The organism is Escherichia sp. MOD1-EC7011 (assembly GCF_002965005.1).
Lineage (GTDB): Bacteria > Pseudomonadota > Gammaproteobacteria > Enterobacterales > Enterobacteriaceae > Escherichia > Escherichia ruysiae.
Genome location: NZ_PTRD01000010.1, coordinates 202,318 through 227,847, shown reverse-complemented (window position 1 = coordinate 227,847; position 25,530 = coordinate 202,318). Strand labels below are relative to the sequence as shown.

Below are 25,530 nucleotides of genomic sequence, written 5' to 3'. Positions count from 1 at the left end.
CATACTTTAAACCACAGCCAAAAGGAGTTACCGATGAAACTGTTCTACAAACCGGGCGCCTGCTCTCTTGCTTCCCATATCACCCTGCGTGAGAGCGGAAAGGACTTTACGCTCGTCAGTGTGGATTTGATGAAAAAACGTCTCGAGAACGGTGATGATTACTTTGCCATTAACCCTAAGGGACAGGTTCCTGCGTTGCTACTGGACGATGGTACTTTGCTGACGGAAGGCGTAGCAATTATGCAGTATCTTGCTGACAGTGTTCCCGACCGCCAGTTGCTGGCATCGGTAAACAGTATTTCTCGCTATAAAACCATCGAATGGCTGAACTATATCGCCACCGAATTGCATAAAGGGTTCACACCACTGTTCCGCCCGGATACCCCGGAAGAGTATAAACAGGCTGCCCGTGCACAATTGGAGAAAAAGCTGCAGTATGTTAACGACGCGCTGAAAGATGAGCACTGGATCTGCGGGCAACGTTTCACCATCGCTGACGCCTATCTGTTTACGGTTCTGCGCTGGGCATACGCGGTGAAACTGAATCTGGAGGGTTTAGAGCACATTGCAGCCTTTATGCAGCGTATGGCTGAAAGACCGGCGGTGAAAGCCGCGTTGACGGCGGAAGGCTTGCAGTAATCGTCATCGGCCCACAGGAAGCTGTGGGCCGAGGTATTTCAGAGCTTCGTTGCGCTGAAATAGTGTTCCGGTTTGGCTATACGATCTTGCGCGGCAACCACCTGCAGTTCATATTCCTGCATTGCTTTGGTGGTTACCATAATTTCGTATACTGCAGCCGTCACGTGTTCCAGTGCCTCCTGCAGCGTTGCCCCCTGCAACAATTTCACCAGCAGTAAACCGCTCGTCACATCACCAACACCTACCGGCTGGCGCATACCGAAATCGACCAGCGGACGGCTGATATGCCAGGCTTCATCAGCAGTAACCAGCAGCATTTCAAAACGATCTGTGCTGTAGCCCGCACGTGCAAGGTGTTTAACCAATACGATTTGTGGCCCTTGCGCAATAAGCTCACGCGCAGCGTTAACGGCCTCTTCGACGTTATGTACTGGATGTTCACAAAGAATTTCCAGCTCGACCAGATTCGGCGCGATGATATCGCTGGCTGGCATACCGTGACGGACATGAAATTCCGCCACGCCTGGCGCAACGATGCAACCTTTTTCCGGGTGCCCCATTACGGGATCGCAAAAATATTTCGCTTGTGGATTCGCCGCTTTTACCTGACGGACAATACCGAGGATATGTTCGCCCTGCTCCGCCGATCCCAGATAACCACTGAGTACGGCATCACAGGTGTGTAATTTATCAATGGCGGCAATGCCCTGCACAATTTCGGTTAAATGGCTGGGCGGCATCACACAGCCAGTCCATTTGCCGTATTGAGTATGATTAGAAAATTGAACGGTATTCAGCGGCCAGACATTCGCGCCCAGGCGGCGCATCGGAAACTCTGCCGCACTGTTACCCGCATGACCATAAACAACGTGAGACTGGATAGCGAGAATATTTTTCATTGTGCTCCCTGTATAAAAATCAGGGGAGTGATTTCTCACTCCCCCTTTCCACTTAGTGCATTATTTCCAGCAAATCAGACAGTAATTCTTTTTGCCGCGACGCAGTAAGGTATAACGACCAAACAGGCGATCTTCTTCTTTAAAGAAGTATTCAGGATCGGACTGTTTTTCACCGTTAATGGTGATGGCATTGGAGGCGATAGTTTTACGCGCCTGACCACGGGACGGTTGCAGTTCAGAATCGACCAGCGCCTGCATCAGATCAGCGCCTTTTTCCATCTCAACCATCGGTACGCCGTCCTGCGCCAGCTGTTCAAAGTCCGCTTCGCTAAGCGCACTCAAGGAACCGCTGAACAGACATTCGGTAATACGTTTCGCGGCTTGCAAACCTTCTTCACCGTGAACCAGACGCGTCACCTGCTCCGCCAGCACATACTGGGCGCGCGGTGCTTTGCCGCTGTTTTTATCTTCTTCTTCCAGGGCGTTGATCTCTTCAATGCTCATGAAAGTGAAGAACTTCAGGAAGCGGTAAACGTCGGCATCAGCGGTGTTGATCCAGAACTGGTAGAACTTGTACGGACTGGTCTTCTTCGGATCCAGCCATACTGCGCCGCCTTCAGTTTTACCAAATTTGGTGCCGTCAGCCTTGGTGATCAGCGGAACGGTCAGGCCAAAAACCTGATTCTGATGCAGGCGACGGGTCAGATCGATACCAGAGGTGATGTTACCCCACTGGTCAGAACCGCCAATCTGCAACGTAACACCATACTGTTTATTCAGACAGGCAAAGTCATAGCCCTGCAACAGGTTGTAAGAAAACTCGGTGAACGAAATACCCTGATCTTCACGGTTGAGACGCTGCTTAACCGCTTCTTTGTTGATCATCTGGTTAACGGAGAAGTGCTTACCGATATCGCGCAGGAAAGTCAGCACATTCATATTGCCGAACCAGTCATAGTTGTTCGCGGCGATAGCAGAGTTTTCTCCACAGTCGAAATCGAGGAACGGGGCAACCTGCTTGCGGATTTTGTCCACCCACTCCTGAACAGTTTCTTCGGTGTTCAGCTTACGCTCGGCAGCTTTGAAGCTTGGGTCGCCAATCAGACCTGTCGCGCCGCCTACCAGCGCAACCGGCTTGTGGCCCGCCTGCTGGAAGCGTTTCAGGCATAACAATGGAACAAGATGCCCCAAATGCAAGCTGTCAGCGGTAGGGTCGAAGCCGCAATAGAGCGCGATCGGGCCTTGCGCCAGTCGCTCTGCTAACGCTTCTTCGTCCGTCACCTGGGCCACCAGCCCCCGCTCTTGCAATTGTTTAATCAAGTTACTGCTTGCCATCAAAATCTCCATGTATATAACGACTGCACCTTTGCCGGTACACGACTTTTCGCCAGATGCGAAAGAGACATAGAATAAAGTGCCGGAATCAGGAGTGCCAGCGATTAAAGCAAGATTTTTGCATCTTTTCAGGGTGCGAGACGATCGATTTTCCACGCCTCATTTTCACGCTGGTACAAAAAGCGGTCATGCAGACGATGCTCACCGCCCTGCCAGAACTCAACCTGTTCAAGACTTACGCGAAAACCGCCCCAGAAACTCGGTAAAGGGACATCGCCCTGCTGAAACTTCTGCTTCAGCTCAAGAAATTTGCTCTCAAGGATCCCTCGCGCAGAGATACGGCTGGACTGCTTAGATACCCACGCGCCAATCTGGCTATCGCGCGGACGACTATGAAAATATTTCATCACTTCGAGAGTCGAAAGACGCTCCGCTTTACCGGTCACCATTACCTGGCGCTCAAGAGTATGCCACGGGAAAAGCAGGCTAACGCGCGGGTTATTTTCGATTTGATGCGCTTTGCGACTGCCGAGATTGGTGTAAAACACCATCCCTTTTTCGTCGTAATGTTTGAGTAACACGATGCGCTGATAAGGCTGACCATGTTCATCAACGGTTGCGACGACCATCGCGGTGGGGTCAACCAGCTTGGCTTCACAGGCCTGGGAGAGCCAGCGTTCAAAAAGGGTTAAAGGATCGGCGGGAAGATCGCGGCGGCGTAAACCGCCTTTGGTGTATTCACGGCGCAGATGCGCGATTTGCTGCAATTCGTCGTTATCAGACATGGTTTTCTTTACGGATTGTCAGTGGGTGACGCTATTGTGCGCCGCCCCTGGAAAAATCTCAACGCTGCGGATTTTGTAACTGACAGTTATTCAAGACGATGCGGTCACGCTTATAGACCGTTGCCTCATCACCTTTTGACCAGAAAACATAAATGCCATCGGTATAACGTGCGCCAGAGGCTGAAATTCCCTGTTTAAGGTGAATTAATTGATTGTCGTAGACAAAACTGACTTCCTGACGCGGATTATTCAGTTTTACCGTCAACGGTTTTTCATCACACTGGTATTCCAGCGTATCAGTTTGCATACGTTCAACCAGTTGATTAAACGCGCCACAGCCAGTGAGAAGCACCGGCAAACAGATCAGTAACAGTTTTTTCATAAACACATCCCGAAGACTTTCCTGGTCCGGAGAGCAAAACGCTCTCCTCAACTTCCAAGTGTAACGGCAGACGCAGTAGGAAAAATTCAGTTAACTCTGATATCGCGGGTTTGCAGGGAAAATTGCGCCCAGCACCGTCGCCTCGCTTGCGCCGGTGACCGAAGGCAGGTTGCCGGGTAGCCCCGCCAGCGTCCGCCAGGCAAGCCACGCGAAGGCCAATGCTTCCATGTCATCACCACTAATGCCGACGGCGTCAGTGGTGGTCACTTCGGTTCCTGGCAGCAAGGCAGCAAGTCGCGTCATCACCAATGGATTACGGCTTCCGCCACCACAGACCATCAAACGATCGCAGCCGCCACTCAATAATACCTGTTCAGAAATGGTCACGGCAGTAAGTTCCGCCAGCGTCGCCTGGACATCGCGCGCATCAACACCCGGGAAATGGCGCAAATGCCGTTCCAGCCAACCGTAGTTAAAGTATTCGCGCCCGGTGCTTTTCGGCGCGGATTGGGAAAAATACGCATCACTAAGCATATTCTGCAACAGTGGCAAAATAACTTTACCCGCTCGCGCCCACTCAGCGTCTTTATCGTAAGGTTTCCCGGCCTGACGCCAGATCCACGCATCCATCAACATGTTACCTGGACCGGTATCGTATCCCCCCACCGGCTGCCCTGGAATCAACAACGACAAATTGGCGATACCACCAATGTTGAGAACCATTCGCCGCTCTGTCGGATGAGCCAGCAATGCGTGATGAAACGCTGGCACCAGCGGCGCACCCTGACCACCTAAGGCGATATCGCGACGGCGAAAATCACCAACGACAGTAATTCCAGTGCGCGCCACAATTTGATTGTTATCACCAATCTGTAGAGTATGCGGTGCAACGCCAGTAGGTTCGTGCCAGACAGTCTGTCCGTGACACCCGATGGCGACGATATCTTTTGGCTGCAAATTTTCTTGCTTGAGCAGTGCGTTAACGGCATCGGCAAACAAGCGACCAAGTTGAGCATCCAGTTGACCGAACTGAGAAAGCGTAAGCTGCTGCCCCTGACAAATATCCAGTACTGCTTGTTTAAGTGATGGGGGAATCGGCCAGCTCAAACTTGCCAACTGCGCCACCCTGTGTTCATCGATAGTCGCCAGTACAACATCGACACCATCCAGGCTAGTACCTGACATTACGCCAATAAAGCGGCCTGATTTCATAGTTCATCCTTTTTCAACCTGTCGTTTGCGCTCCACTCAAACACAAACCTCTCACGAATTCCATGCATGAGCGCCGATTTTTACCATTACCAGGAAAACATTATATTCATATCAATAATTACTATGAATGTTTTGTTTATACTTGGTTAACCGTATTCTAATTATGATTCCATCATGTTTTAGTGGAACATGTAATCATAGTTATACCAATGCCATTTACTTTGGCCATGAGGGATGCTTGTGAGGCGTTTCATGGTAATCAGGAGATTTTTCAATGATTAAGCGCGTACTGGTTGTATCAATGGTAGGTCTGTCTCTTGTCGGTTGTGTTAATAACGATACCCTTTCTGGCGATGTCTATACCGCCTCTGAAGCGAAGCAAGTGCAGAATGTCAGCTATGGCACAATCGTTAATGTACGACAGGTACAAATTCAGGGCGGTGATGATTCCAACGTTATCGGCGCAATTGGCGGTGCGGTTCTCGGTGGCTTCCTTGGGAATACCGTTGGTGGCGGAACTGGGCGTTCTCTGGCAACTGCGGCAGGCGCTATCGCAGGTGGCGTAGCGGGTCAGGGCGTGCAGAGCGCAATGAACAAAACTCAGGGTGTGGAGTTGGAAATTCGTAAAGATGATGGCAACACCATTATGGTGGTACAGAAACAGGGCAATACCCACTTCTCTCCGGGACAACGTGTTATCCTGGCCAGCAACGGTAGCCAGGTGACTGTCTCTCCGCGCTAAATAAGTTGACGTGTGGTCAGGTCACTGACCACACGCCTTCTTCATTTCACCCTTTGGCCTGCAGCTCAGTAATATTATGCTCAAGTTTTGCAATGAGCTTAATCAACTGTTCTACTTCCTCTGCGGAAATTCCATGCAATATTTCCGCCCGGGTTTTGTTAATAACCGCTTCCATTTCGCTAATCAGCGGCTCCGCTTTTTCCGTCAGTTTAATACGTTTAGCCCGACGATCGCTGGCGCAAGTTTGACGCGAAATTAACCCTTTTTCTTCCAGTTGGTCCAGCGTACGAACCAGTGAAGGCTGCTCAATGCCGATCGCTTTTGCCAGTTGAATTTGCGACTGGTCTGGAGGTAACTGATGGATATTGTGCAACGTTACCCAATGGGTTTGCGTTAACTCCAGCGGTTTCAGGCGATGGTCTATCAGAGCACGCCATATGCGCACCAACCGTGCCAGATCAGAACCTAGTGGCGATTCCAATTTCATCTCCTTATAATTAGCTTGCTAAGATATTATACAGCTTTTAGAATAGTGTGCAGCAATTGTATTGCTAAAACAAATGTATTGCTGCATTTGCTTACCGTCAGACATGCTTTTCAGAAATTGCGCGTAACTTTTTCGCACTTAAAGAATATTTATTAATCTAACGCAATATATTCGGTCGTAAAGGAATCTATTTTGTGAAGTTTATGCTTAATGCAACGGGATTGCCCTTACAAGATCTGGTGTTCGGTGCGTCCGTCTATTTTCCTCCGTTTTTCAAAGCGTTCGCGCTTGGATTTGTCCTCTGGCTTGTTATACACCGCCTGCTTCGCGGCTGGATCTACGCCGGTGACATCTGGCATCCCTTGTTAATGGATTTATCGCTGTTTGCGATTTGCGTTTGCCTTGCTCTGGCAATACTGATTGCGTGGTAACTATGTCAATTAAAACAATTAAGTATTTCTCAACAATTATTGTAGCGGTTGTTGCGATTCTTGCCGGATGGTGGCTATGGAACTATTACATGCAGTCACCGTGGACACGCGACGGAAAAATACGCGCAGAACAGGTTTCTATCACGCCTCAGGTGTCTGGACGTATTGTTGCGATGAATATAAAAGACAACCAGTTGGTTAATGCTGGTGATATTTTACTCACCATCGATAAAACGCCCTTCCAGATAGCCGAACTGAACGCCCAGGCTCAGTTAACGAAAGCGCAATCTGACCTCGCCAAAGCCAATAACGAAGCTAATCGTCGCCGTCATCTCTCACATAATTTTATCTCTGCCGAAGAGCTGGATACCGCTAACCTCAATGTTAAAGCGATGCAGGCCAGTGTTGATGCCGCACAGGCGACGCTTGAACAGGCACAATGGCAACTGGCGCAAACGGAAATTCGCGCTCCGGTGAGTGGATGGGTAACTAATCTCACTACCCGCATCGGCGACTACGCCGACACCGGAAAACCCCTGTTTGCCCTGGTGGATAGCCATTCGTTTTACGTCATTGGTTATTTTGAAGAAACCAAATTGCGCCATATCCACGACGGTGCACCAGCACAAATTACGCTCTATAGCGACAACAAAACGTTACAGGGTCACGTTTCCAGTATCGGTCGGGCGATTTATGATCAGAGCATTGAAAGTGATTCCAGCCTGATTCCGGATGTGAAACCTAACGTCCCCTGGGTGCGTCTCGCCCAACGCGTTCCCGTCCGCTTTGCTCTGGATAATGTTCCCAGCGATGTCACGCTGGTATCCGGTACAACATGTAGCATCGCCGTAGGTCAATAATGAACGCATCGTTATGGTCCTTGCGCAATTTGCCCTGGTGCAGGGCCTCGCTGGCGCAATGGCGTTATGCGTTACGCAATACCATTGCCATGTGCCTGGCGCTGACGGTTGCCTATTATTTAAATCTCGATGAACCCTACTGGGCGATGACCTCGGCTGCGGTGGTAAGCTTTCCCACCGTTGGCGGTGTCATCAGCAAAAGTCTCGGACGCATCGCTGGTAGTTTGCTGGGAGCCATCGCGGCACTGATTCTTGCCGGGCATACGCTTAACGAGCCGTGGTTTTTTCTATTGAGCATGTCGGCGTGGCTTGGCTTTTGTACCTGGGCTTGCGCGCACTTCACGAATAACGTGGCGTATGCCTTCCAACTGGCGGGCTACACTGCGGCCATTATCGCCTTTCCGATGGTCAATATCACGGAAGCAAGCCAGTTATGGGATATCGCTCAGGCACGCGTTTGCGAAGTCATCGTCGGTATTCTCTGCGGCGGCATGATGATGATGATCCTGCCGAGTAGCTCCGACGCCACTGCGCTTTTAACCGCGTTGAAAAACATGCATGCCCGTTTACTGGAACATGCCAGCTTGCTCTGGCAGCCTGAAACAACCGATGCCATTCGCACAGCACATGAAGGAATCATTGGGCAAATATTAACCATGAATTTGCTGCGCATTCAGGCGTTCTGGAGTCACTATCGTTTCCGCCAGCAAAATGCACGCCTGAATGCGCTACTCCACCAGCAATTACGCATGACCAGCGTCATCTCCAGCCTGCGACGTATGTTGCTCAACTGGTCATCAACGCCCGCCGCCACACGTGAAATTCTCGAACAGTTGCTGACGGCGCTTGCCAGTTCGCAAACTGATTTTTACACCGTCGCACGTATCATTGCCCCACTGCGCCCAACCAACTTAGCCGACTATCGGCACGTCGCCTTCTGGCAGCGACTACGCTATTTTTGCCGCCTTTATCTGCAAAGCAGTCAGGAACTACATCGTCTGGAAAGCGGTACAGATGATCGTGCCAGACTCCCACGAACAGCCGGCCTGGCACGTCATACCGATAACGCCGAAGCTATGTGGAGTGGACTGCGCACATTTTGTACGTTGATGATAATTGGCGCATGGAGTATTACCTCGCAATGGGATGCCGGTGCCAATGCATTAACACTGGCAGCAATTAGCTGCGTACTCTACTCCGCCGTCGCGGCACCGTTTAAGTCACTGTCGCTACTTATGCGCACGCTGGTATTACTTTCGCTATTTAGCTTTGTGGTTAAGTTTGGTCTGATGGTTCAGATTAGCGACCTGTGGCAATTTTTGCTGTTTCTCTTCCCGCTACTGGCGACGATGCAACTTCTCAAATTACAGATGCCAAAATTTGCCGCGTTGTGGGGACAACTGATCGTATTTATGGGTTCGTTCATCGCTGTCACTAATCCCCCGGTGTATGATTTTGCTGACTTTCTTAACGATAATCTGGCGAAAATTGTTGGCGTGGCACTGGCGTGGTTAGCGTTCGCCATTCTGCGACCTGGATCTGATGCCCGTAAAAGTCGTCGTCATATTCGCGCACTGCGCCGGGATTTTGTCGACCAACTAAGCCGCCATCCAACCCTGAGTGAAAGCGAATTTGAATCGCTCACTTATCACCACGTTAGTCAGTTGAGCAACAGCCAGGATGCACTGGCTCGCCGTTGGTTATTACGCTGGGGCGTGGTGCTGCTGAACTGTTCACATGTTGTCTGGCAATTGCGGGACTGGGAATCGCGTTCCGATCCGTTATCGCGAGTGCGGGATAACTGTATTTTTCTGTTGCGGGAAGTAATGAATGAGCGTGGCGTTCAGCAAAAATCACTGGCGGCCACACTTGAAGAATTACAGCGGATATGCGACAGCCTTGCCCACCATCATCAACCCGCAGCCCGTGAGCTGGCGGCGATTGTCTGGCGTCTGTACTGCTCGCTTTCGCAACTTGAGCAAGCGCCGCCGCAAGGTACGCTGACCTCTTAATTACTTAATGACACCACAGGCATAGCGTTCACCGCCACCGCCCAGCAGTTTTGGTTGATCGGACATATTATCGCCGCCAACGTGGATCATCAGCGCCTTGTCTTTGATTTCATCAAGTGATTTCAGACGAGGCGCGATGACGGCATCGGTTGCTTTACCGTCATTGTTAACCACCAGTGCCGGCAGATCGCCTAAGTGTCCTGCACCTTCTGGCCCTTCATGCTTACCAGTATTTTGTGGATCAAGATGCCCGCCTGCGGATTCTGCGGCGCTGGCTTTGCCATCTTTCATTGCTGGCTGGCAGCTTCCTTTGGCATGAATATGGAAGCCATGCTCACCGGGTGGTAATGCTTTCAGATCGGGTGAAAACTCCAGACCTTTATCGGTTTCAGTAATTGTTACACTACCGATTGACTGCCCAACCCCTTGCGACGTGACGAGGTTCATCTCGACTTTTTCACTGGCAGCTTGTGCGCCGGTTGCAACAACCAGCGCCAGAATGGCCAGACTAAAACGTTTCATAGGACCTCCGTTCAATGTGCATACCCGTTAAGTGTAAACCAGTGACACATATTTGAACGGCGGCTATTCCTAAAAGTGTTTACGGTACGTCGTAACCCAGTGCCGCTTTACGGATACGGAACCATTGTTGGCGGGTCATTTTCAATGTTTCCGCTTCGACAGCAGCCCGCACGCGCTCAATTTTACCGGAGCCGATAATCGGCAGCGGCTGCGATGGCAGACGCAATATCCAGGCATAAACCACCTGCTCGATAGAGCCCGCGTTTAATTCTTCCGCCACCACAGCAAGTTCATCACGTAGCGGCCTGAAATAATCATCATTAAACAGACGACCACCGCCAAGACAAGACCAGGCCATCGGGCGAATACGCAGTTGTTGCAGTTGGTCGAGCGTGCCATCCAGCAGTAACGGCTGATGCACCGGGGATATTTCCACCTGATTAGTGGCAAGGGTAAACGGCAAGCGCGATTGCAACAGCGCAAATTGCGCAGGCGTGAAGTTGGAGACGCCAAAATGGCGTACTTTTCCGCTCTGATGCAGATGTTTAAACGCATCTGCCACTTCATCGGCATCCATTAGCGGGTCGGGGCGATGGATCAGCAGCAGATCCAGATGATCGGTCGCAAGATTAATCAGCGACTGTTCGGCGCTCTTAATGATGTGGTCGCGGTCAGTGATGTAATGACCAATGACGTTTTCTTCACGCGCGGTCGTCGCGATACCGCATTTACTGACGATTTCCATCCGTTCACGCAGGTGAGGCGCCAGTTTCAACGCCTCGCCAAACGCCGCTTCGCACTGATAGCCACCATAAATATCAGCGTGATCCACAGTAGTCACGCCGAGATCCAGATGCTCTTCAATAAAACTGACTAACTGGCGGGCGGACATATTCCAGTCCATCAATCGCCAGTAGCCCATCACAAAACGGGAAAACTCCGGGCCTTGCGGCGCAATAGTAATACGCTGAACCATAATCGCTTCCTCTTATCAGATATGAGAGGAGTATACGCAAGATTAGGCTCAAAAGAGTGATGGTTGCTCAGGTTCGTCTGATGGCGCTGGCTTATTCGCGCGTAATTTACGCATAAGTCGTTGCCGACAAAGGCGCAACACTTCTTGTTTTTCGCCATCGCTCATTTTATTCCAGTTAAAACGCTCATCCCGGCTACGATAACAGCCACGGCAAAATCCGCGTTCATCGGACTGGCAAATTCCCCGGCACGGGCTCTGGACGGGAAAGAACTCTAATTGCTCCGCCACTTCGCCCTCCTAAGATAAGATTATTACCACTATTGAAGCTGTTAATGCCCAAAGTAGCAACTTTACTTGCACTAGACCGACCGGTCTACTACACTCAAACACATGAATAAACACACCGAACATGATACTCGCGAACACCTCCTGGCTACGGGTGAGCAGCTTTGCCTGCAACGTGGATTCACCGGGATGGGATTAAGCGAGTTACTGAAAATCGCTGAAGTGCCGAAAGGGTCGTTCTATCACTACTTTCGCTCTAAAGAAGCGTTTGGCGTTGCCATGCTTGAGCGTCATTACGCGGCGTATCACCTGCGACTAGCGGAGTTGCTGCAATCCGGCGAAGGTAACTACCGCGACCGCATACTGGCTTATTACCAGCAGACACTTAACCAGTTTAGCCAGCATGGAACTATCAGCGGATGCCTGACAGTAAAGCTCTCTGCCGAAGTGTGCGATCTGTCAGAAGATATGCGCAGCGCGATGGATAAAGGCGCTCGTGGCGTGATCGCCCTGCTCTCTCAGGCACTGGAAAATGGCCGTGCCAGCCACTGTTTAACCTTTTGTGGTGAACCGCTACAACAAGCGCAAGTACTTTACGCGCTGTGGCTGGGCGCCAATCTGCAGGCCAAAATTTCGCGCAGTTCCGGGCCGCTGGAAAACGCGCTAACACATGTAAAAACCATTATTGCGACGCCTGCCGTTTAGCAGGCATTTTTTTCATCACCAGACGACCGGGAGCCTTTATGTCATCTGAAAAACTGTATTCCCCACTGCAAGTGGGCGCGATCACGGCGGCAAACCGTATTTTTATGGCCCCTCTGACACGTCTGCGCAGCATTGAGCCGGGTGACATCCCTACTCCGTTGATGGCGGAATACTATCGCCAACGTGCCAGTGCCGGCTTGATTATTAGCGAAGCCACTCAAGTTTCCGCTCAGGCAAAAGGGTATGCGGGCGCACCTGGTATTCATAGCCCGGAGCAAATCGCGGCATGGAAAAAAATCACCGCTGGTGTTCATGCTGAAAATGGTCATATCGCCGTACAGCTTTGGCATACGGGGCGCATTTCTCACGCCAGCCTGCAACCTGGCGGCCAGGCTCCGGTAGCACCTTCGGCACTTAGTGCGGGAACGCGTACTTCTCTGCGCGATGAAAATGGTCAGGCGATCCGCGTCGAGACATCTATGCCGCGTGCACTGGAGCTGAAAGAGATTCCGGGGATCGTCAATGATTTCCGTCAGGCCATTGCTAACGCGCGTGAAGCCGGTTTTGATCTGGTAGAGCTTCACTCCGCTCACGGTTATTTACTGCATCAGTTCCTGTCGCCTTCTTCAAACCATCGTACCGATCAGTACGGCGGTAGCGTGGAAAATCGCGCACGTCTGGTACTGGAAGTTGTTGATGCCGGGATTGAAGAATGGGGTGCCGATCGCATTGGCATTCGCGTTTCGCCAATCGGTACTTTCCAGAATACGGATAACGGCCCGAATGAAGAAGCCGATGCACTGTATCTGATTGAACAACTGGGCAAACGCGGCATTGCTTATCTGCATATGTCCGAACCTGACTGGGCAGGCGGCAAACCATATACCGAGGCTTTCCGCGAAAAAGTACGCGCCCGTTTCCACGACCCGATTATCGGGGCTGGTGCATATACGGTAGAAAAAGCGGAAACGCTGATCGGCAAAGGGTTAATTGATGCGGTGGCATTTGGTCGCGACTGGATTGCGAATCCGGATCTGGTCGCTCGCCTGCAGCGCAAAGCCGAACTTAACCCACAGCGTGCCGAAAGTTTCTACGGCGGCGGCGCAGAAGGTTATACCGATTACCCTACGCTGTGATCTAACATTGCGAGCGGCGCAAAGCCGCCGCTATACTAAAACAACATTTTGAATCTGTTAGCCATTTTGAGGATATAAAGATGCGTCTTCTTCACACCATGCTGCGCGTTGGCGATCTGCAACGCTCCATCGATTTTTATACCAACGTGCTGGGCATGAAACTGCTGCGTACCAGCGAAAACCCGGAATATAAATACTCACTGGCGTTTGTTGGCTACGGCCCGGAAACCGAAGAAGCGGTGATTGAGCTGACCTATAACTGGGGCGTGGATAAATACGAACTCGGCACCGCTTATGGTCACATCGCCCTTAGCGTTGATAACGCCGCTGAAGCGTGCGAAAAAATCCGTCAGAACGGCGGTAACGTGACCCGTGAAGCCGGTCCGGTAAAAGGCGGTACTACGGTTATCGCATTTGTGGAAGATCCGGACGGTTATAAAATTGAATTGATCGAAGAGAAAGACGCCGGTCGCGGTCTGGGCAACTAATCTCCTGCCGGGCGTGCACTCATCACGCCCGCATCTTTACTGCATCGGCAAGTAATATTTGTCATAATGCGCGCTGCAATTTATCCGTATTAAGAGAATCAGATGTCCGATAACGCTCAACTTACCGGTCTGTGCGACCGTTTTCGTGGTTTTTATCCTGTTGTGATCGATGTTGAAACAGCCGGATTTAACGCCAAAACCGATGCGCTGCTTGAGATTGCCGCCATCACCCTGAAAATGGATGAACAAGGCTGGCTGATGCCGGACACCACATTACATTTCCACGTCGAGCCGTTTGTCGGCGCTAATTTGCAACCAGAAGCCCTCGCCTTCAACGGCATTGACCCGAACGATCCCGATCGTGGCGCGGTCAGTGAATACGAGGCACTGCATGAGATTTTTAAAGTTGTACGTAAAGGCATTAAAGCGAGCGGCTGTAACCGTGCCATTATGGTGGCGCACAACGCCAATTTCGACCACAGCTTTATGATGGCCGCCGCAGAACGCGCCTCACTGAAACGTAACCCGTTCCACCCTTTCGCCACTTTTGACACTGCTGCACTGGCCGGGCTGGCGCTCGGACAAACCGTATTATCAAAAGCCTGCCAGACCGCTGGCATGGAGTTTGACAGCACTCAGGCACACTCCGCGCTGTACGATACCGAACGCACCGCTGTGCTGTTTTGTGAAATCGTCAACCGCTGGAAACGGCTGGGAGGTTGGCCGCTGCCTGCCGCCGAAGCCGAAGAGGTGTAATCGAGTCGATGCCTGATGACATGCAATGAATCAGGCATCTATAGTGAGGCTATTCCACGCATCATGCATGATATTCACGGGGAATAGCGTTAATGGCAGATAACCCAAATCCTTCATCGTCGCTGCCGGACGTTTTTTCACCGGCGACCCGCGACTGGTTTCTTCGCGCCTTTAAACAGCCGACCGCTGTTCAGTCACAAACCTGGCATGTGGCGGCACACGGTGAACATGCGCTGGTGATTGCACCGACAGGTTCCGGAAAAACGCTGGCCGCTTTTCTCTACGCCCTCGATCAACTCTTCCGCGAAGGCGGAGAACATGCAAGCGAAGCGCATAAGCGTAAAACCTCGCGCATCCTCTATATTTCACCAATTAAAGCCTTAGGCACCGACGTTCAACGCAACTTACAGATCCCGTTACAGGGCATTGCGGATGAGCGGCGGCGGCGTGGCGAAATGGAAGTCAACATTCGTGTGGGTATCCGCACTGGCGATACTCCCGCACAAGAACGCAGCAAACTGACCCGTAATCCGCCGGATATTCTGATAACCACGCCCGAATCACTCTATCTGATGCTGACCTCCCGCGCACGCGAAACGCTACGCGGCGTCGAAACGGTAATTATTGATGAAGTCCACGCGGTAGCGGGCAGTAAACGTGGTGCGCATCTGGCGTTAAGTCTGGAGCGACTCGATGCGCTGCTCCACACCTCAGCACAGCGAATTGGCCTTTCTGCCACTGTGCGCTCAGCCAGCGATGTGGCGGAATTTCTGGGTGGCGATCGCCCGGTCACGGTAGTCAACCCGCCCGCAATGCGCCATCCGCAAATCCGGATTGTCGTTCCTGTCGCCAATATGGATGATGTCTCATCAGTCACCATCGGCACCGGCGAAGACAGCCATGCAGGCAGAGAAGGATCAATTTGGCCATATATTGAAACCGGCATTCTTGATGAAGTGTTGCGCCATCGCTCGACCATTGTTTTCACCAATTCTCGCGGACTGGCGGAAAAACTGACGGCACGACTAAATGAGCTTTACGCTGCACGATTACAGCGTTCCCCGACTATCGCCGTTGATGCGGCAAATTTTGAGTCTACCTCCGGCGCAACCTCTAACCGCGTGCAAAGTAGCGACGTTTATATTGCCCGTTCGCATCACGGTTCCGTCTCTAAAGAACAACGAGCAATCACCGAACAGGCGCTGAAATCGGGTGAATTACGCTGCGTGGTCGCCACTTCCAGTCTCGAACTGGGGATTGATATGGGCGCGGTGGATCTGGTGATTCAGGTGGCAACGCCGCTTTCTGTTGCCAGTGGGTTACAACGCATTGGGCGCGCCGGACACCAGGTCGGTGGCATCTCCAACGGGCTTTTCTTCCCCCGAACCCGGCGTGATTTAATCGATTCCGTCGTCATTGTGGAGTGTATGTTCGCAGGCAAGCTGGAAAACCTTACACCACCGCATAATCCACTCGACGTTCTGGCGCAGCAAACTGTTGCCGCTGCGGCGATGGACGCATTACAGGTGGACGAATGGTACGCCCGCGTGCGCCGTGCCGCACCGTGGAAAGATCTACCGAGGCGCGTTTTTGACACCACGCTGGATATGCTTTCCGGGCGCTATCCTTCTGGTGATTTTTCCGCTTTTCGCCCAAAACTTATCTGGGATCGGGAAAGTGGAATATTAACTGCGCGTCCAGGCGCCCAACTGCTGGCGGTGACCAGCGGTGGCACCATTCCGGATCGTGGCATGTACAGCGTGTTATTACCGGAAGGTGAAGAACAGGCCGGATCTCGTCGGGTAGGAGAACTGGATGAAGAGATGGTGTATGAATCGCGGGTGAATGACATTATCACCCTCGGTGCTACCTCCTGGCGGATCCAGCAAATTACCCGCGATCAGGTGATTGTGACGCCTGCGCCCGGACGCTCCGCCAGACTTCCCTTCTGGCGCGGCGAAGGAAACGGACGTCCGTCTGAATTAGGCGAGATGATCGGCGATTTTCTCCATTTGCTGGCGGATGGCGCGTTCTTTTCCGGGAGTATTCCCCCGTGGCTGGCGGAAGAAAATACGCTCGCCAATATTAAGGGACTGATTGACGAGCAGCGCAAAGCAACGGGCATTGTTCCTGGCAGCCGTCATCTGGTTCTCGAACGGTGCCGTGATGAAATTGGCGACTGGCGTATTATTTTGCACTCTCCCTATGGGAGACGCGTGCATGAACCCTGGGCGCTGGCGATTGCAGGACGAATACATGCACTATGGGGCGCTGACGCCTCAGTAGTTGCCAGTGATGACGGCATTGTTGCGCGCATTCCTGACACCGATGGTAAATTGCCTGACGCCGCCATTTTCTTGTTTGAACCAGAAAAATTGCTGCAAATTGTCCGCGAAGCGGTAGGCAGCTCGGCTCTTTTCGCCGCTCGTTTCCGTGAATGTGCCGCGCGGGCATTGCTGATGCCCGGCCGCACGCCGGGGCATCGCACGCCACTGTGGCAACAACGACTACGAGCCAGCCAGTTGCTGGAAATCGCCCAGGGTTATCCTGATTTTCCGATCATTCTCGAAACCCTACGTGAATGCCTGCAAGATGTTTATGATCTTCCCGCGCTGGAACGTTTGATGCGTCGCCTGAACGGTGGCGAAATACAAATATCCGATGTAACGACTACTACGCCCTCGCCTTTCGCCGCCAGTTTATTGTTCGGCTATGTCGCGGAATTTATGTACCAGAGCGACGCCCCGCTGGCAGAGCGCCGGGCATCCGTACTGTCGCTGGACAGCGAGTTACTGCGCGATCTACTCGGTCAGGTCGATCCGGGTGAATTACTCGACCCGCAGGTCATACGCCAGGTGGAAGAAGAGTTACAGCGGCTAGCGGCTGGCAGAGAAGCGAAAGGTGAAGAAGGTTTGTTTGACCTGCTACGCGAACTGGGGCCAATGACCGTTGAGGATCTGGTACAACGGCATACAGGCAGCAGTGAAGAGATTGAGACGTATGTGGAAAACCTTCTCGCGGCAAAACGAATCTTCCCGGCGATGATTGCAGGTCAGAAGCACCTGGCCTGCATGGATGACGCAGCCAGGCTACGAGACGCCCTCGGTGTACCATTGCCGCACTCACTACCCGAAATCTACCTGCACCGCGTAAATTACCCGCTTCGCGATCTCTTTCTGCGCTATCTCCGGACTCATGCTCTGGTCACGGCGGAACAACTTGCCCGTGATTTTGGCCTCGGTATTGCCATTGTCGAAGAGCAACTTCAGCAACTGCGCGAACGGGGGCTGGTGATGAATCTGCAACAAGACGTCTGGGTGAGCGACGAAGTTTTCCGTCGTCTGCGCTTACGCTCGCTGCAGGCTGCCAGAGAAGCGACGCGTCCAGTTCCGTCTACAGTCTATGCGCGATTGCTGCTGGAACGTCAGGGCGTGTTGCCCGCTACCGATGGCAGCCCGGCGCTTTTTGCCGCAACGTCTACAGGCGTTTATGAGGGGGTGGATGGTGTCATGCGGGTAATCGAACAACTTGCCGGTGTTGGTTTACCCGCCTCGCTCTGGGAAAGCCAGATCCTGCCAGCCCGCGTGCGCGACTATTCGCCAGAAATGCTCGATGAACTGTTGGCAACCGGCGCAGTTATCTGGTCGGGGCAAAAAAAACTGGGCGATGATGACGGTCTGGTGGCTCTGCATTTGCAGGAATATGCCGCAGAATCGTTAACACCAGTAGAAAATGATCACGCAAAACGTTCAGCGATTCAGCAAGCGATTATCGCGGTTCTGGCTGACGGCGGCGCCTGGTTTGCGCAACAAATCGCTCAACGGGTAGGCGAGAAAATCGGTCAACCGGTAGATGCTTCGCCCCTGCAAGAAGCGTTATGGGAGCTGGTCTGGCAAGGCGTCATTTCCTGCGATATTTGGGCACCGTTACGCGCCCTCACCCGCAGCAGTACCAGCGCGCGTCCCTCAACTCGCCGCAGTCACCGGGCTCGGCGTGGACGTCCTGCCTATACGTCGTCCATCTCGCCACTGGTATCTTACAACACGCCGAAGCTGGCTGGACGCTGGTCGTTATTACAGGTGGAGCCACTGAACGATACTGAAAGGATGCTGGCGCTGGCGGAAAATATGCTCGACCGCTACGGCATCGTCAGTCGTCAGGCGGTGATAGCCGAGAATATCCCTGGCGGATTTCCGTCAATGCAAACGCTTTGTCGCAGCATGGAAGACTCCGGGCGAATTATGCGTGGTCGTTTTGTTGAAGGTCTTGGCGGCGCGCAATTTGCTGATCGCCTGACTATTGACCGATTGCGCGATCTGGCGACACAAGCCACGCAGACGCGGCACTATACGCCAGTGGCGCTCTCTGCCAACGATCCGGCTAATGTGTGGGGAACTCTCCTGCCCTGGCCTGCACATCCGGCAACGCTGGTTCCAACGCGTCGGGCGGGTGCGCTGGTGGTCGTTTCTGGCGGCAAATTGTTACTCTATCTGGCGCAAGGTGGCAAAAAAATGCTGGTCTGGCAGGAAAAAGAGGAATTACTCGCCCCAGAGGTTTTCCAGGCGCTGACTACCGCACTGCGTCGCGAACCACGGCTGCGCTTTACGCTGACAGAAGTGAATGATCAACCCGTCCGGCAAACGCCGATGTTTACGCTGCTGCGTGAAGCGGGATTTTCAAGTTCGCCACAAGGGCTGGATTGGGGATAGATAAAGCACTGACGGATGCTTGTTTGCATCCGTCAGTATTGCAGGACGGATTACTCCGCGTCCGGCTCTTCAGACTTGTATTTAGCAGCAGTTTCTTTGATCAGCTGTTGCAGTTCGCCGCGCTGATACATTTCGATCACGATATCACAGCCGCCTACCAGTTCGCCGTCAACCCACAGTTGCGGGAAAGTCGGCCAGTTAGCGTATTTCGGCAGTTCCGCACGAATGTCCGGATTTTGCAGGATATCAACATAGGCAAAACGTTCGCCACATGCGGCAAGCGCCTGGACTGCCTGGGCAGAGAAACCGCAGCTCGGCAGTTTCGGTGAACCTTTCATGTACAGCAGGATCGGGTTTTCAGCAATCTGGCGTTGGATTTTTTCGATAGTGGTGCTCATTGTCTTGCTTCCTCAAACTTCTTTACGGCAGTAATCTGACATTGTAGCGGGTCAGTGCGGCAACGGAAAATAACATTTTCATCACGCTTTTGCTATTTTATCCCTTTGCTCTATATGTTGCATTTCAAATATTCTTTTCTTCTCTGGCACGCAGCAACGTGGTGTTTTTATAACCATTTTTAGCTTTGCCTGCTGCATTTTTTTGCGCTCGCCGACGAAACGTATTTTTTAACAATAAAAGCTATTAACTTTCTCTTCTTCTATGCATTAGAATCATCAAGTTTTGTAAATCAGACGCAGGCATGATAGACCTGCCTTAACAGAGGGACGCTCAGTGGCGCGGATAAACCGTATTTCGATCACGCTCTGTGCTTTACTTTTTACCACCCTGCCTTTAACGCCTATGGCACATGCTTCAAAGCAAGCCAGGGAGAGTTCTGCTACCACTCACATCACCAAAAAAGCAGATAAAAAGAAAAGCACGGCAACCACCAAAAAGACCAATAAAGCCAGCCAGAAAACAGCGAAAAAAGCCGCCAGTAAAAGTACTACTAAAAATAAAACTGCTTCTTCCGTTAAAAAATCCTCCATTACAGCTTCTAAAAACGCCAAAACTCGCAGCAAACAAGCCGTCAATAAAACGGCGTCAGTCAGCTTTACGGAAAAATGCACCAAACGTAAAGGCTATAAGTCACGTTGTGTGAAAGTCAAGAATGCCACACAGGGAACCATCGCCGACGCGCATAAAGCCAAAGTACAGAAAGCCACAAAAGTGGCTATGAATAAGCTGATGCAGCAAATTGGCAAACCATATCGCTGGGGCGGCAGCTCACCGCGTACCGGTTTTGATTGCAGCGGACTGGTTTATTACGCGTATAAAGATCTGGTGAAGATCCGTATTCCACGCACGGCTAACGAAATGTATCACCTGCGTGACGCCGCGCCGATCGATCGCAGCGAACTGAAAAACGGCGATCTTGTCTTCTTCCGCACTCAGGGGCGCGGAACCGCCGATCACGTTGGCGTGTATGTCGGCAACGGCAAATTTATTCAGTCACCACGCAGTGGTCAGGAAATTAAAATCACTTCGTTAAGTGAAGATTACTGGCAACGCCACTATGTTGGCGCTCGTCGGGTGATGACCCCAAAAACACTTCGCTAAAACTTTACCCTGTTGTTACGGCAACAGGGTAAGTTCATCTTTTGTATCACCTTTTAATTTGCTACCCTATCCATACGCACAATAAGGCTATTGTACGTATGCCAATTAATAATAAAGGAGAGTAGCAATGTCATTTGAATTACCTGCACTACCATATGCTAAAGATGCTCTGGCACCGCACATTTCTGCGGAAACTATCGAGTATCACTACGGCAAACATCATCAGACTTATGTCACTAACCTGAACAACCTGATCAAAGGTACTGCGTTTGAAGGTAAATCACTGGAAGAGATTATTCGCAGCTCTGAAGGTGGTGTATTCAATAACGCCGCTCAGGTCTGGAACCACACTTTCTACTGGAACTGCCTGGCGCCAAACGCGGGTGGCGAACCGACGGGTAAACTGGCTGAAGCTATCGCCGCTTCTTTTGGCAGCTTTGCCGATTTCAAAGCTCAGTTTACTGATGCTGCGATCAAAAACTTTGGTTCTGGCTGGACCTGGCTGGTGAAAAACAGCGATGGCAAACTGGCTATCGTTTCCACCTCTAACGCGGGTACTCCGCTGACCACCGATGCGACTCCACTGCTGACCGTTGATGTCTGGGAACACGCTTATTACATCGACTATCGCAATGCACGTCCGGGTTATCTGGAGCACTTCTGGGCGCTGGTAAACTGGGAATTCGTAGCGAAAAATCTCGCCGCATAATCACTGATGGCAAATGCAGCATTGCCTGATGCGCTACGCTTATCAGGCCTACGCGGATGAGGCATTAACACCACATCCGGCAAGATAAATCGCACTTTGCCTGCAAACTGTAACGCAGAAGGTTATCCTTCTGCGTTTTTGTTTATTAGCTGTTGGCAACGCAAACTGCTTCAGGTTGTTTTCTGGCTGACATAAATACCAGCAACAATGCCAGCCCCGCGACAATCGCCCCCATCACCGGCACAAAACTGTATCCCAGACCACCGGAAATCACTGCACCACCGGCTGCGGCACCCAGCGCATTTCCAAGGTTAAAGGCACCAATATTTACTGATGAAGACAAACCCGGCGCTTCGCTGGCAACGCGCATTACACGCATCTGCAACGGTGGTACAACCGCAAAGGTTGCAGCGCCCCACACCACCATGCTAATAGCCGCGCCAAACTCATTTCGCGCCAGGAACGGGATCGCGAGCATAATCACCATCAGCAGCAGCAAAAAGCCTTTCAACGTGCCGTTAACTGAACGATCTGCAAGTTTGCCGCCGAGAAAGTTACCGATAGAGAATCCGACACCAATCAGCACCAGCATTGCCGTGACGAACACCGGCGTTGCGTGAGTGATACTTTGCAGTACCGGAGAAATATAGGTGTAGAGGGTGAACATTGCGCCAGCGCCCAGCACCGTCGTCAGCAATGCAGACAGCACCTGTGGACGCAACAGCACCGCCAGCTCTTTTTTCACGTCAGGCCGCGCCCCTGCGCCACCTTTAGGTAAAGAGAAGAACAGGCTCACCATTGAAATCACACCCAGCCCCGCCGTTGCCAGAAATGACATACGCCAGCCAATAGTTTCCCCAAGCCAGGTTGCCGCCGGAACGCCACCGATATTCGCCAGTGTTAAGCCCATAAACATAGTTGCAACTGCGCTGGCCTGTTTATGTTTTGGCACCACGCTTGCTGCCACGACAGACCCCAGACCAAAAAACGCCCCGTGATTCAGGCTGGTTAAAATGCGTGAAAGCATCAGCGTCATATAGTCCGGTGCGATGGCAGAAAGTACGTTACCGAGCGTGAAAATCGCCATCAGGAAAATCAGCGCACTACGGCGGGCACGATGAGAAAGCAGAAGCGTCATCAATGGCGCGCCAACCATCACGCCAACCGCATAGGCGCTGATTAACATTCCGGCAGCGGGAATCGAGACATCCACACCACGCGCAATAACGGGCAACAAGCCCATTGGCGAGAATTCCGTTGTCCCGATACCAAATGCGCCAATTGCCAGCGCCAGCAACGGATAGTTAATTTTCATGCCTAATCTCCACCTCTTCGCGTCATCACGCGATGTTCATCAAAGTGGCGAAAGCATGACATCAATCACAAAAGAATGAAAATAACAAAAAGAGAAAACACTTTTGCCATTTTGCTAACAAAGAGGAAGGAGATGTGAGGGAGAACGCGCTCCCTCGAGGGGAAATCAGTGTAACGCGGCAGTCAAACCCACGGCCACGATCAAACCAAGAACGATAATGGTTGTTACCAGTGAAAATTTAAGGTCGGTGCTCATCAAGTTTTCTCCTTTTTATTACCCCACAAAAAGTGATATTACGCATTTTTACATACTGTGATGAAAAAATCTCCCGCCATTTATAATGATAAGTGTTTTTACTACTTCCCCTTTTCATCAAGATCGGCCAAAATTCCACGCTTACACTATTTGCGTACTGGCCATTGACCCCTTCCTGACGCTCTGTGTCATTTTCCCGGCGTACCGCAACACTTTTGTTGTGCGTAAGGTGTGTAAAGGCAAACGTTTACCTTGCGATTTTGCAGGAGCTGAAGTTAGGGTCTGGAGTGAAATGGAATGGCAACAATAAAAGATGTAGCGAAACGAGCAAACGTTTCCACTACAACTGTGTCACACGTAATCAACAAAACACGTTTCGTCGCTGAAGAAACGCGCAATGCTGTGTGGGCAGCGATCAAAGAATTACACTACTCCCCTAGCGCGGTGGCGCGTAGCCTGAAGGTTAACCACACCAAGTCTATCGGTTTGCTGGCGACCAGCAGCGAAGCGGCCTATTTCGCCGAGATCATTGAAGCGGTAGAAAAAAATTGCTTCCAGAAAGGCTACACGCTGATTCTGGGCAATGCGTGGAACAATCTTGAGAAACAGCGGGCTTATCTGTCGATGATGGCGCAAAAACGCGTCGATGGCCTGCTGGTGATGTGTTCGGAGTATCCGGAACCGTTGCTGGCGATGCTGGAAGAGTATCGCCATATCCCGATGGTGGTGATGGACTGGGGTGAAGCAAAAGCAGACTTTACCGATGCGGTTATCGATAACGCTTTTGAAGGCGGTTACATGGCCGGGCGCTATCTGATTGAACGCGGTCACCGCGAAATTGGCGTTATTCCTGGTCCTCTGGAGCGTAACACCGGTGCAGGTCGTTTGGCGGGCTTTATGAAAGCGATGGAAGAAGCCATGATCAAAGTGCCGGAAAACTGGATTGTGCAAGGTGACTTTGAGCCTGAATCAGGTTATCGCGCCATGCAGCAAATCCTGTCGCAACCACACAGACCTACCGCTGTCTTCTGTGGCGGCGATATTATGGCAATGGGCGCACTCTGTGCCGCTGATGAAATGGGGCTGCGCGTTCCGCAGGATGTTTCGCTGATCGGTTATGATAACGTGCGCAACGCTCGCTACTTTACCCCGGCACTGACCACTATCCATCAGCCAAAAGATTCGCTGGGTGAAACGGCGTTCAATATGCTGTTGGATCGTATCGTCAACAAACGCGAAGAACCGCAGTCAATTGAAGTTCATCCACGGTTGATTGAACGTCGCTCCGTGGCTGATGGCCCGTTCCGCGACTATCGTCGTTAATCATCCGTTGCGGGAGTCTCTTCCGGCTCCCGCAGCCACTCCTTATTCAGCGTCTCACTATCGCCGAGATACTCAAGCAACCAGGTTAAAGCAGGCGACATATCATTCTGCTGCCAGGTCAGACAACATGCTGAATCAGGGAATGGATTTTCCAGTTCTAGAGCTACCCACTTCCCCTCATTAAGCCACGGTTTGGCGAAATGTGTCGGCACCATACCGATGCATAACCCAGCCGAAATACACGTTGCCGATGATTCCCAGTCCGGTACAACAAGGCGCTTTTGGTTATCCAGCAGCCAGGTAATACGTTTTGGTAGCGTCCGCGAGGTGTCTTCGCGCACCAGCGATGGCCAGTTGCGCAACGTATCATCGCTGAATGGCCCATTCATTGACGCAAGCGGATGATGACGGGCAACAACACAACTCCAGCTCAACATCCCCATATCACGGAAGGCGTAACGACCGCCCACCGGAATCGCTCGTGTTGCGCCAATTGCCAGTTCCACGCGCCCGTCGGAAAGCGCATCCCAGACACCGTTGAACACTTCCTGAAAGACAAGAAGTTCGACATCATCAAAATGGCGATAAAAATCAACGATCATCTGCCGTGTACGTTCTGGCCTGACAATATTATCCACTGCGATAGCTAACTGACCGCGCCAGCCGTTCGCTATCTGCTGACATTGCTGCCGGGTGATCTGCATTTTTTTGACAACAGAGCGCCCTTCTTTGAGAAACCACGCCCCGGCAGCGGTCAGTTCCACATCACGGTGACGTCGTTCAAACAGCGGCACCGCCAGCCACTCTTCCAGCTGACGCACGGTATAGCTGACCGCAGAAGGAACGCGATGCAACTCCTGTGCCGCAGCACTAAAACTGCCATTACGCGCTACCGCATCAACCACTTCGAGAGAATACTCAGACCACATAGTTTGCCTGCAAAATTTTTGAAACCAGTCATCAAATATTACCGTTTCACAACAGGAATTTCACTCCCTACACTTTGC

The 25,530-nt window shown here is 51.8% G+C and carries 26 protein-coding genes; 13 read left to right on the top strand and 13 right to left on the bottom strand.

Translation table 11 applies throughout. The annotated features are described in order from the left end of the window. The first annotated feature begins 33 nt into the window (after positions 1–33). On the top strand, positions 34–639 hold the full coding sequence (gene gstA / locus A7098_RS05065) for a glutathione transferase GstA (protein WP_000765735.1): 606 nt from the start codon (positions 34–36) through the stop codon (positions 637–639). Between the two features lie 38 nt (positions 640–677). Here the strand turns inward: gstA and pdxY are convergent, their stop codons facing one another. The 5 genes from pdxY to anmK form a co-directional block, all read right to left on the bottom strand. After that, complete coding sequence (gene pdxY / locus A7098_RS05060) at positions 678–1,538, bottom strand: pyridoxal kinase PdxY (protein WP_085460694.1); 861 nt, start codon at positions 1,536–1,538, stop codon at positions 678–680. Positions 1,539–1,598: 60 nt separating this feature from the next. Continuing rightward, positions 1,599–2,873 (bottom strand): tyrosine--tRNA ligase, encoded by a 1,275-nt coding sequence (tyrS, locus tag A7098_RS05055; RefSeq protein WP_001516333.1) that lies wholly within the window; start codon positions 2,871–2,873, stop codon positions 1,599–1,601. 128 nt (positions 2,874–3,001) lie between these two features. Continuing rightward, a complete protein-coding gene (pdxH, locus tag A7098_RS05050) occupies positions 3,002–3,658 on the bottom strand; it encodes a pyridoxamine 5'-phosphate oxidase (protein WP_001282324.1) in 657 nt (218 codons plus the stop codon). A gap of 58 nt (positions 3,659–3,716) precedes the next feature. Then, positions 3,717–4,040: a C-type lysozyme inhibitor gene (gene mliC, locus A7098_RS05045; RefSeq protein WP_000734947.1), complete on the bottom strand. Its 324-nt coding sequence runs from the start codon at positions 4,038–4,040 to the stop codon at positions 3,717–3,719. 90 nt (positions 4,041–4,130) lie between these two features. Continuing rightward, complete coding sequence (gene anmK, locus A7098_RS05040) at positions 4,131–5,252, bottom strand: anhydro-N-acetylmuramic acid kinase (RefSeq protein ID WP_000835032.1); 1,122 nt, start codon at positions 5,250–5,252, stop codon at positions 4,131–4,133. A gap of 274 nt (positions 5,253–5,526) precedes the next feature. Here anmK and slyB point away from each other — a divergent pair, with 274 nt between their 5' ends. Then, positions 5,527–5,994, top strand: a complete 468-nt coding sequence (gene slyB, locus A7098_RS05035) for an outer membrane lipoprotein SlyB (protein WP_000597203.1) — start codon at positions 5,527–5,529, stop codon at positions 5,992–5,994. A gap of 46 nt (positions 5,995–6,040) precedes the next feature. Here the strand turns inward: slyB and slyA are convergent, their stop codons facing one another. After that, entirely contained in the window at positions 6,041–6,475 is a 435-nt protein-coding gene (slyA, locus tag A7098_RS05030; RefSeq protein WP_016158207.1) for a transcriptional regulator SlyA, read from the bottom strand. A 200-nt stretch (positions 6,476–6,675) separates the two neighbouring features. Here slyA and A7098_RS05025 point away from each other — a divergent pair, with 200 nt between their 5' ends. The 3 genes from A7098_RS05025 to A7098_RS05015 are packed head-to-tail and all read left to right on the top strand — an operon-like array spanning position 6,676 to position 9,784. Then, positions 6,676–6,912 carry a DUF1656 domain-containing protein gene (locus A7098_RS05025; protein ID WP_000671001.1) on the top strand — a complete coding sequence of 79 codons (237 nt, stop codon included), beginning with the start codon at positions 6,676–6,678 and terminating at the stop codon, positions 6,910–6,912. 2 nt (positions 6,913–6,914) lie between these two features. Next, positions 6,915–7,772: an HlyD family secretion protein gene (locus tag A7098_RS05020; protein ID WP_010346022.1), complete on the top strand. Its 858-nt coding sequence runs from the start codon at positions 6,915–6,917 to the stop codon at positions 7,770–7,772. Beyond that, positions 7,772–9,784: an FUSC family protein gene (locus A7098_RS05015; RefSeq protein WP_105280434.1), complete on the top strand. Its 2,013-nt coding sequence runs from the start codon at positions 7,772–7,774 to the stop codon at positions 9,782–9,784. Before A7098_RS05020 ends, A7098_RS05015 begins: the two co-directional genes overlap by 1 nt. Here A7098_RS05015 and sodC read toward each other — a convergent pair whose 3' ends face one another. From sodC to A7098_RS05000, 3 genes are all read right to left on the bottom strand, one after another. Then, complete coding sequence (gene sodC / locus A7098_RS05010; RefSeq protein ID WP_000819796.1) at positions 9,785–10,306, bottom strand: superoxide dismutase [Cu-Zn] SodC; 522 nt, start codon at positions 10,304–10,306, stop codon at positions 9,785–9,787. Positions 10,307–10,385: 79 nt separating this feature from the next. Continuing rightward, the gene (locus tag A7098_RS05005) at positions 10,386–11,282 is read right to left on the bottom strand and encodes an aldo/keto reductase family oxidoreductase (protein WP_000250650.1); all 897 of its coding nucleotides are present in this window, start codon (positions 11,280–11,282) and stop codon (positions 10,386–10,388) included. Between the two features lie 48 nt (positions 11,283–11,330). Next, positions 11,331–11,570, bottom strand: coding sequence for a DUF1289 domain-containing protein (locus A7098_RS05000; protein ID WP_032225257.1), 240 nt, complete (start codon positions 11,568–11,570; stop codon positions 11,331–11,333). Between the two features lie 102 nt (positions 11,571–11,672). Between A7098_RS05000 and nemR the strand changes: the two genes are divergently transcribed. The 5 genes from nemR to A7098_RS04975 all read left to right on the top strand — a co-directional run bounded on the left by nemR (position 11,673) and on the right by A7098_RS04975 (position 19,361). Then, complete coding sequence (gene nemR, locus A7098_RS04995; protein ID WP_032225259.1) at positions 11,673–12,272, top strand: DNA-binding transcriptional regulator NemR; 600 nt, start codon at positions 11,673–11,675, stop codon at positions 12,270–12,272. A gap of 38 nt (positions 12,273–12,310) precedes the next feature. Beyond that, entirely contained in the window at positions 12,311–13,408 is a 1,098-nt protein-coding gene (gene nemA, locus A7098_RS04990) for an N-ethylmaleimide reductase (protein WP_105280433.1), read from the top strand. An 80-nt stretch (positions 13,409–13,488) separates the two neighbouring features. Beyond that, entirely contained in the window at positions 13,489–13,896 is a 408-nt protein-coding gene (gene gloA / locus A7098_RS04985) for a lactoylglutathione lyase (protein ID WP_001237802.1), read from the top strand. 102 nt (positions 13,897–13,998) lie between these two features. After that, positions 13,999–14,652, top strand: a complete 654-nt coding sequence (gene rnt / locus A7098_RS04980; RefSeq protein WP_032225261.1) for a ribonuclease T — start codon at positions 13,999–14,001, stop codon at positions 14,650–14,652. A 92-nt stretch (positions 14,653–14,744) separates the two neighbouring features. Further along, complete coding sequence (locus tag A7098_RS04975) at positions 14,745–19,361, top strand: ATP-dependent helicase (RefSeq protein ID WP_105280432.1); 4,617 nt, start codon at positions 14,745–14,747, stop codon at positions 19,359–19,361. Positions 19,362–19,411: 50 nt separating this feature from the next. Here A7098_RS04975 and grxD read toward each other — a convergent pair whose 3' ends face one another. Beyond that, the gene (gene grxD, locus A7098_RS04970) at positions 19,412–19,759 is read right to left on the bottom strand and encodes a monothiol glutaredoxin 4 (RefSeq protein WP_000108172.1); all 348 of its coding nucleotides are present in this window, start codon (positions 19,757–19,759) and stop codon (positions 19,412–19,414) included. A 334-nt stretch (positions 19,760–20,093) separates the two neighbouring features. Here grxD and mepH point away from each other — a divergent pair, with 334 nt between their 5' ends. Continuing rightward, a complete protein-coding gene (gene mepH, locus A7098_RS04965) occupies positions 20,094–20,921 on the top strand; it encodes a peptidoglycan DD-endopeptidase MepH (protein ID WP_000101173.1) in 828 nt (275 codons plus the stop codon). A gap of 127 nt (positions 20,922–21,048) precedes the next feature. Continuing rightward, positions 21,049–21,630, top strand: a complete 582-nt coding sequence (sodB, locus tag A7098_RS04960) for a superoxide dismutase [Fe] (protein WP_000007280.1) — start codon at positions 21,049–21,051, stop codon at positions 21,628–21,630. Positions 21,631–21,775: 145 nt separating this feature from the next. Here the strand turns inward: sodB and A7098_RS04955 are convergent, their stop codons facing one another. Next, positions 21,776–22,945 (bottom strand): MFS transporter, encoded by a 1,170-nt coding sequence (locus A7098_RS04955; RefSeq protein WP_000701028.1) that lies wholly within the window; start codon positions 22,943–22,945, stop codon positions 21,776–21,778. 165 nt (positions 22,946–23,110) lie between these two features. Then, positions 23,111–23,200 (bottom strand): cytochrome bd-I accessory subunit CydH, encoded by a 90-nt coding sequence (gene cydH, locus A7098_RS04950; protein ID WP_000102278.1) that lies wholly within the window; start codon positions 23,198–23,200, stop codon positions 23,111–23,113. Positions 23,201–23,497: 297 nt separating this feature from the next. Between cydH and purR the strand changes: the two genes are divergently transcribed. Next, positions 23,498–24,523 (top strand): HTH-type transcriptional repressor PurR, encoded by a 1,026-nt coding sequence (purR, locus tag A7098_RS04940; protein WP_000190978.1) that lies wholly within the window; start codon positions 23,498–23,500, stop codon positions 24,521–24,523. Here purR and punR read toward each other — a convergent pair. Then, positions 24,520–25,452: a DNA-binding transcriptional activator PunR gene (punR, locus tag A7098_RS04935; RefSeq protein WP_000269487.1), complete on the bottom strand. Its 933-nt coding sequence runs from the start codon at positions 25,450–25,452 to the stop codon at positions 24,520–24,522. The genes purR and punR overlap by 4 nt on opposite strands. Positions 25,453–25,530 lie beyond the last annotated feature (78 nt).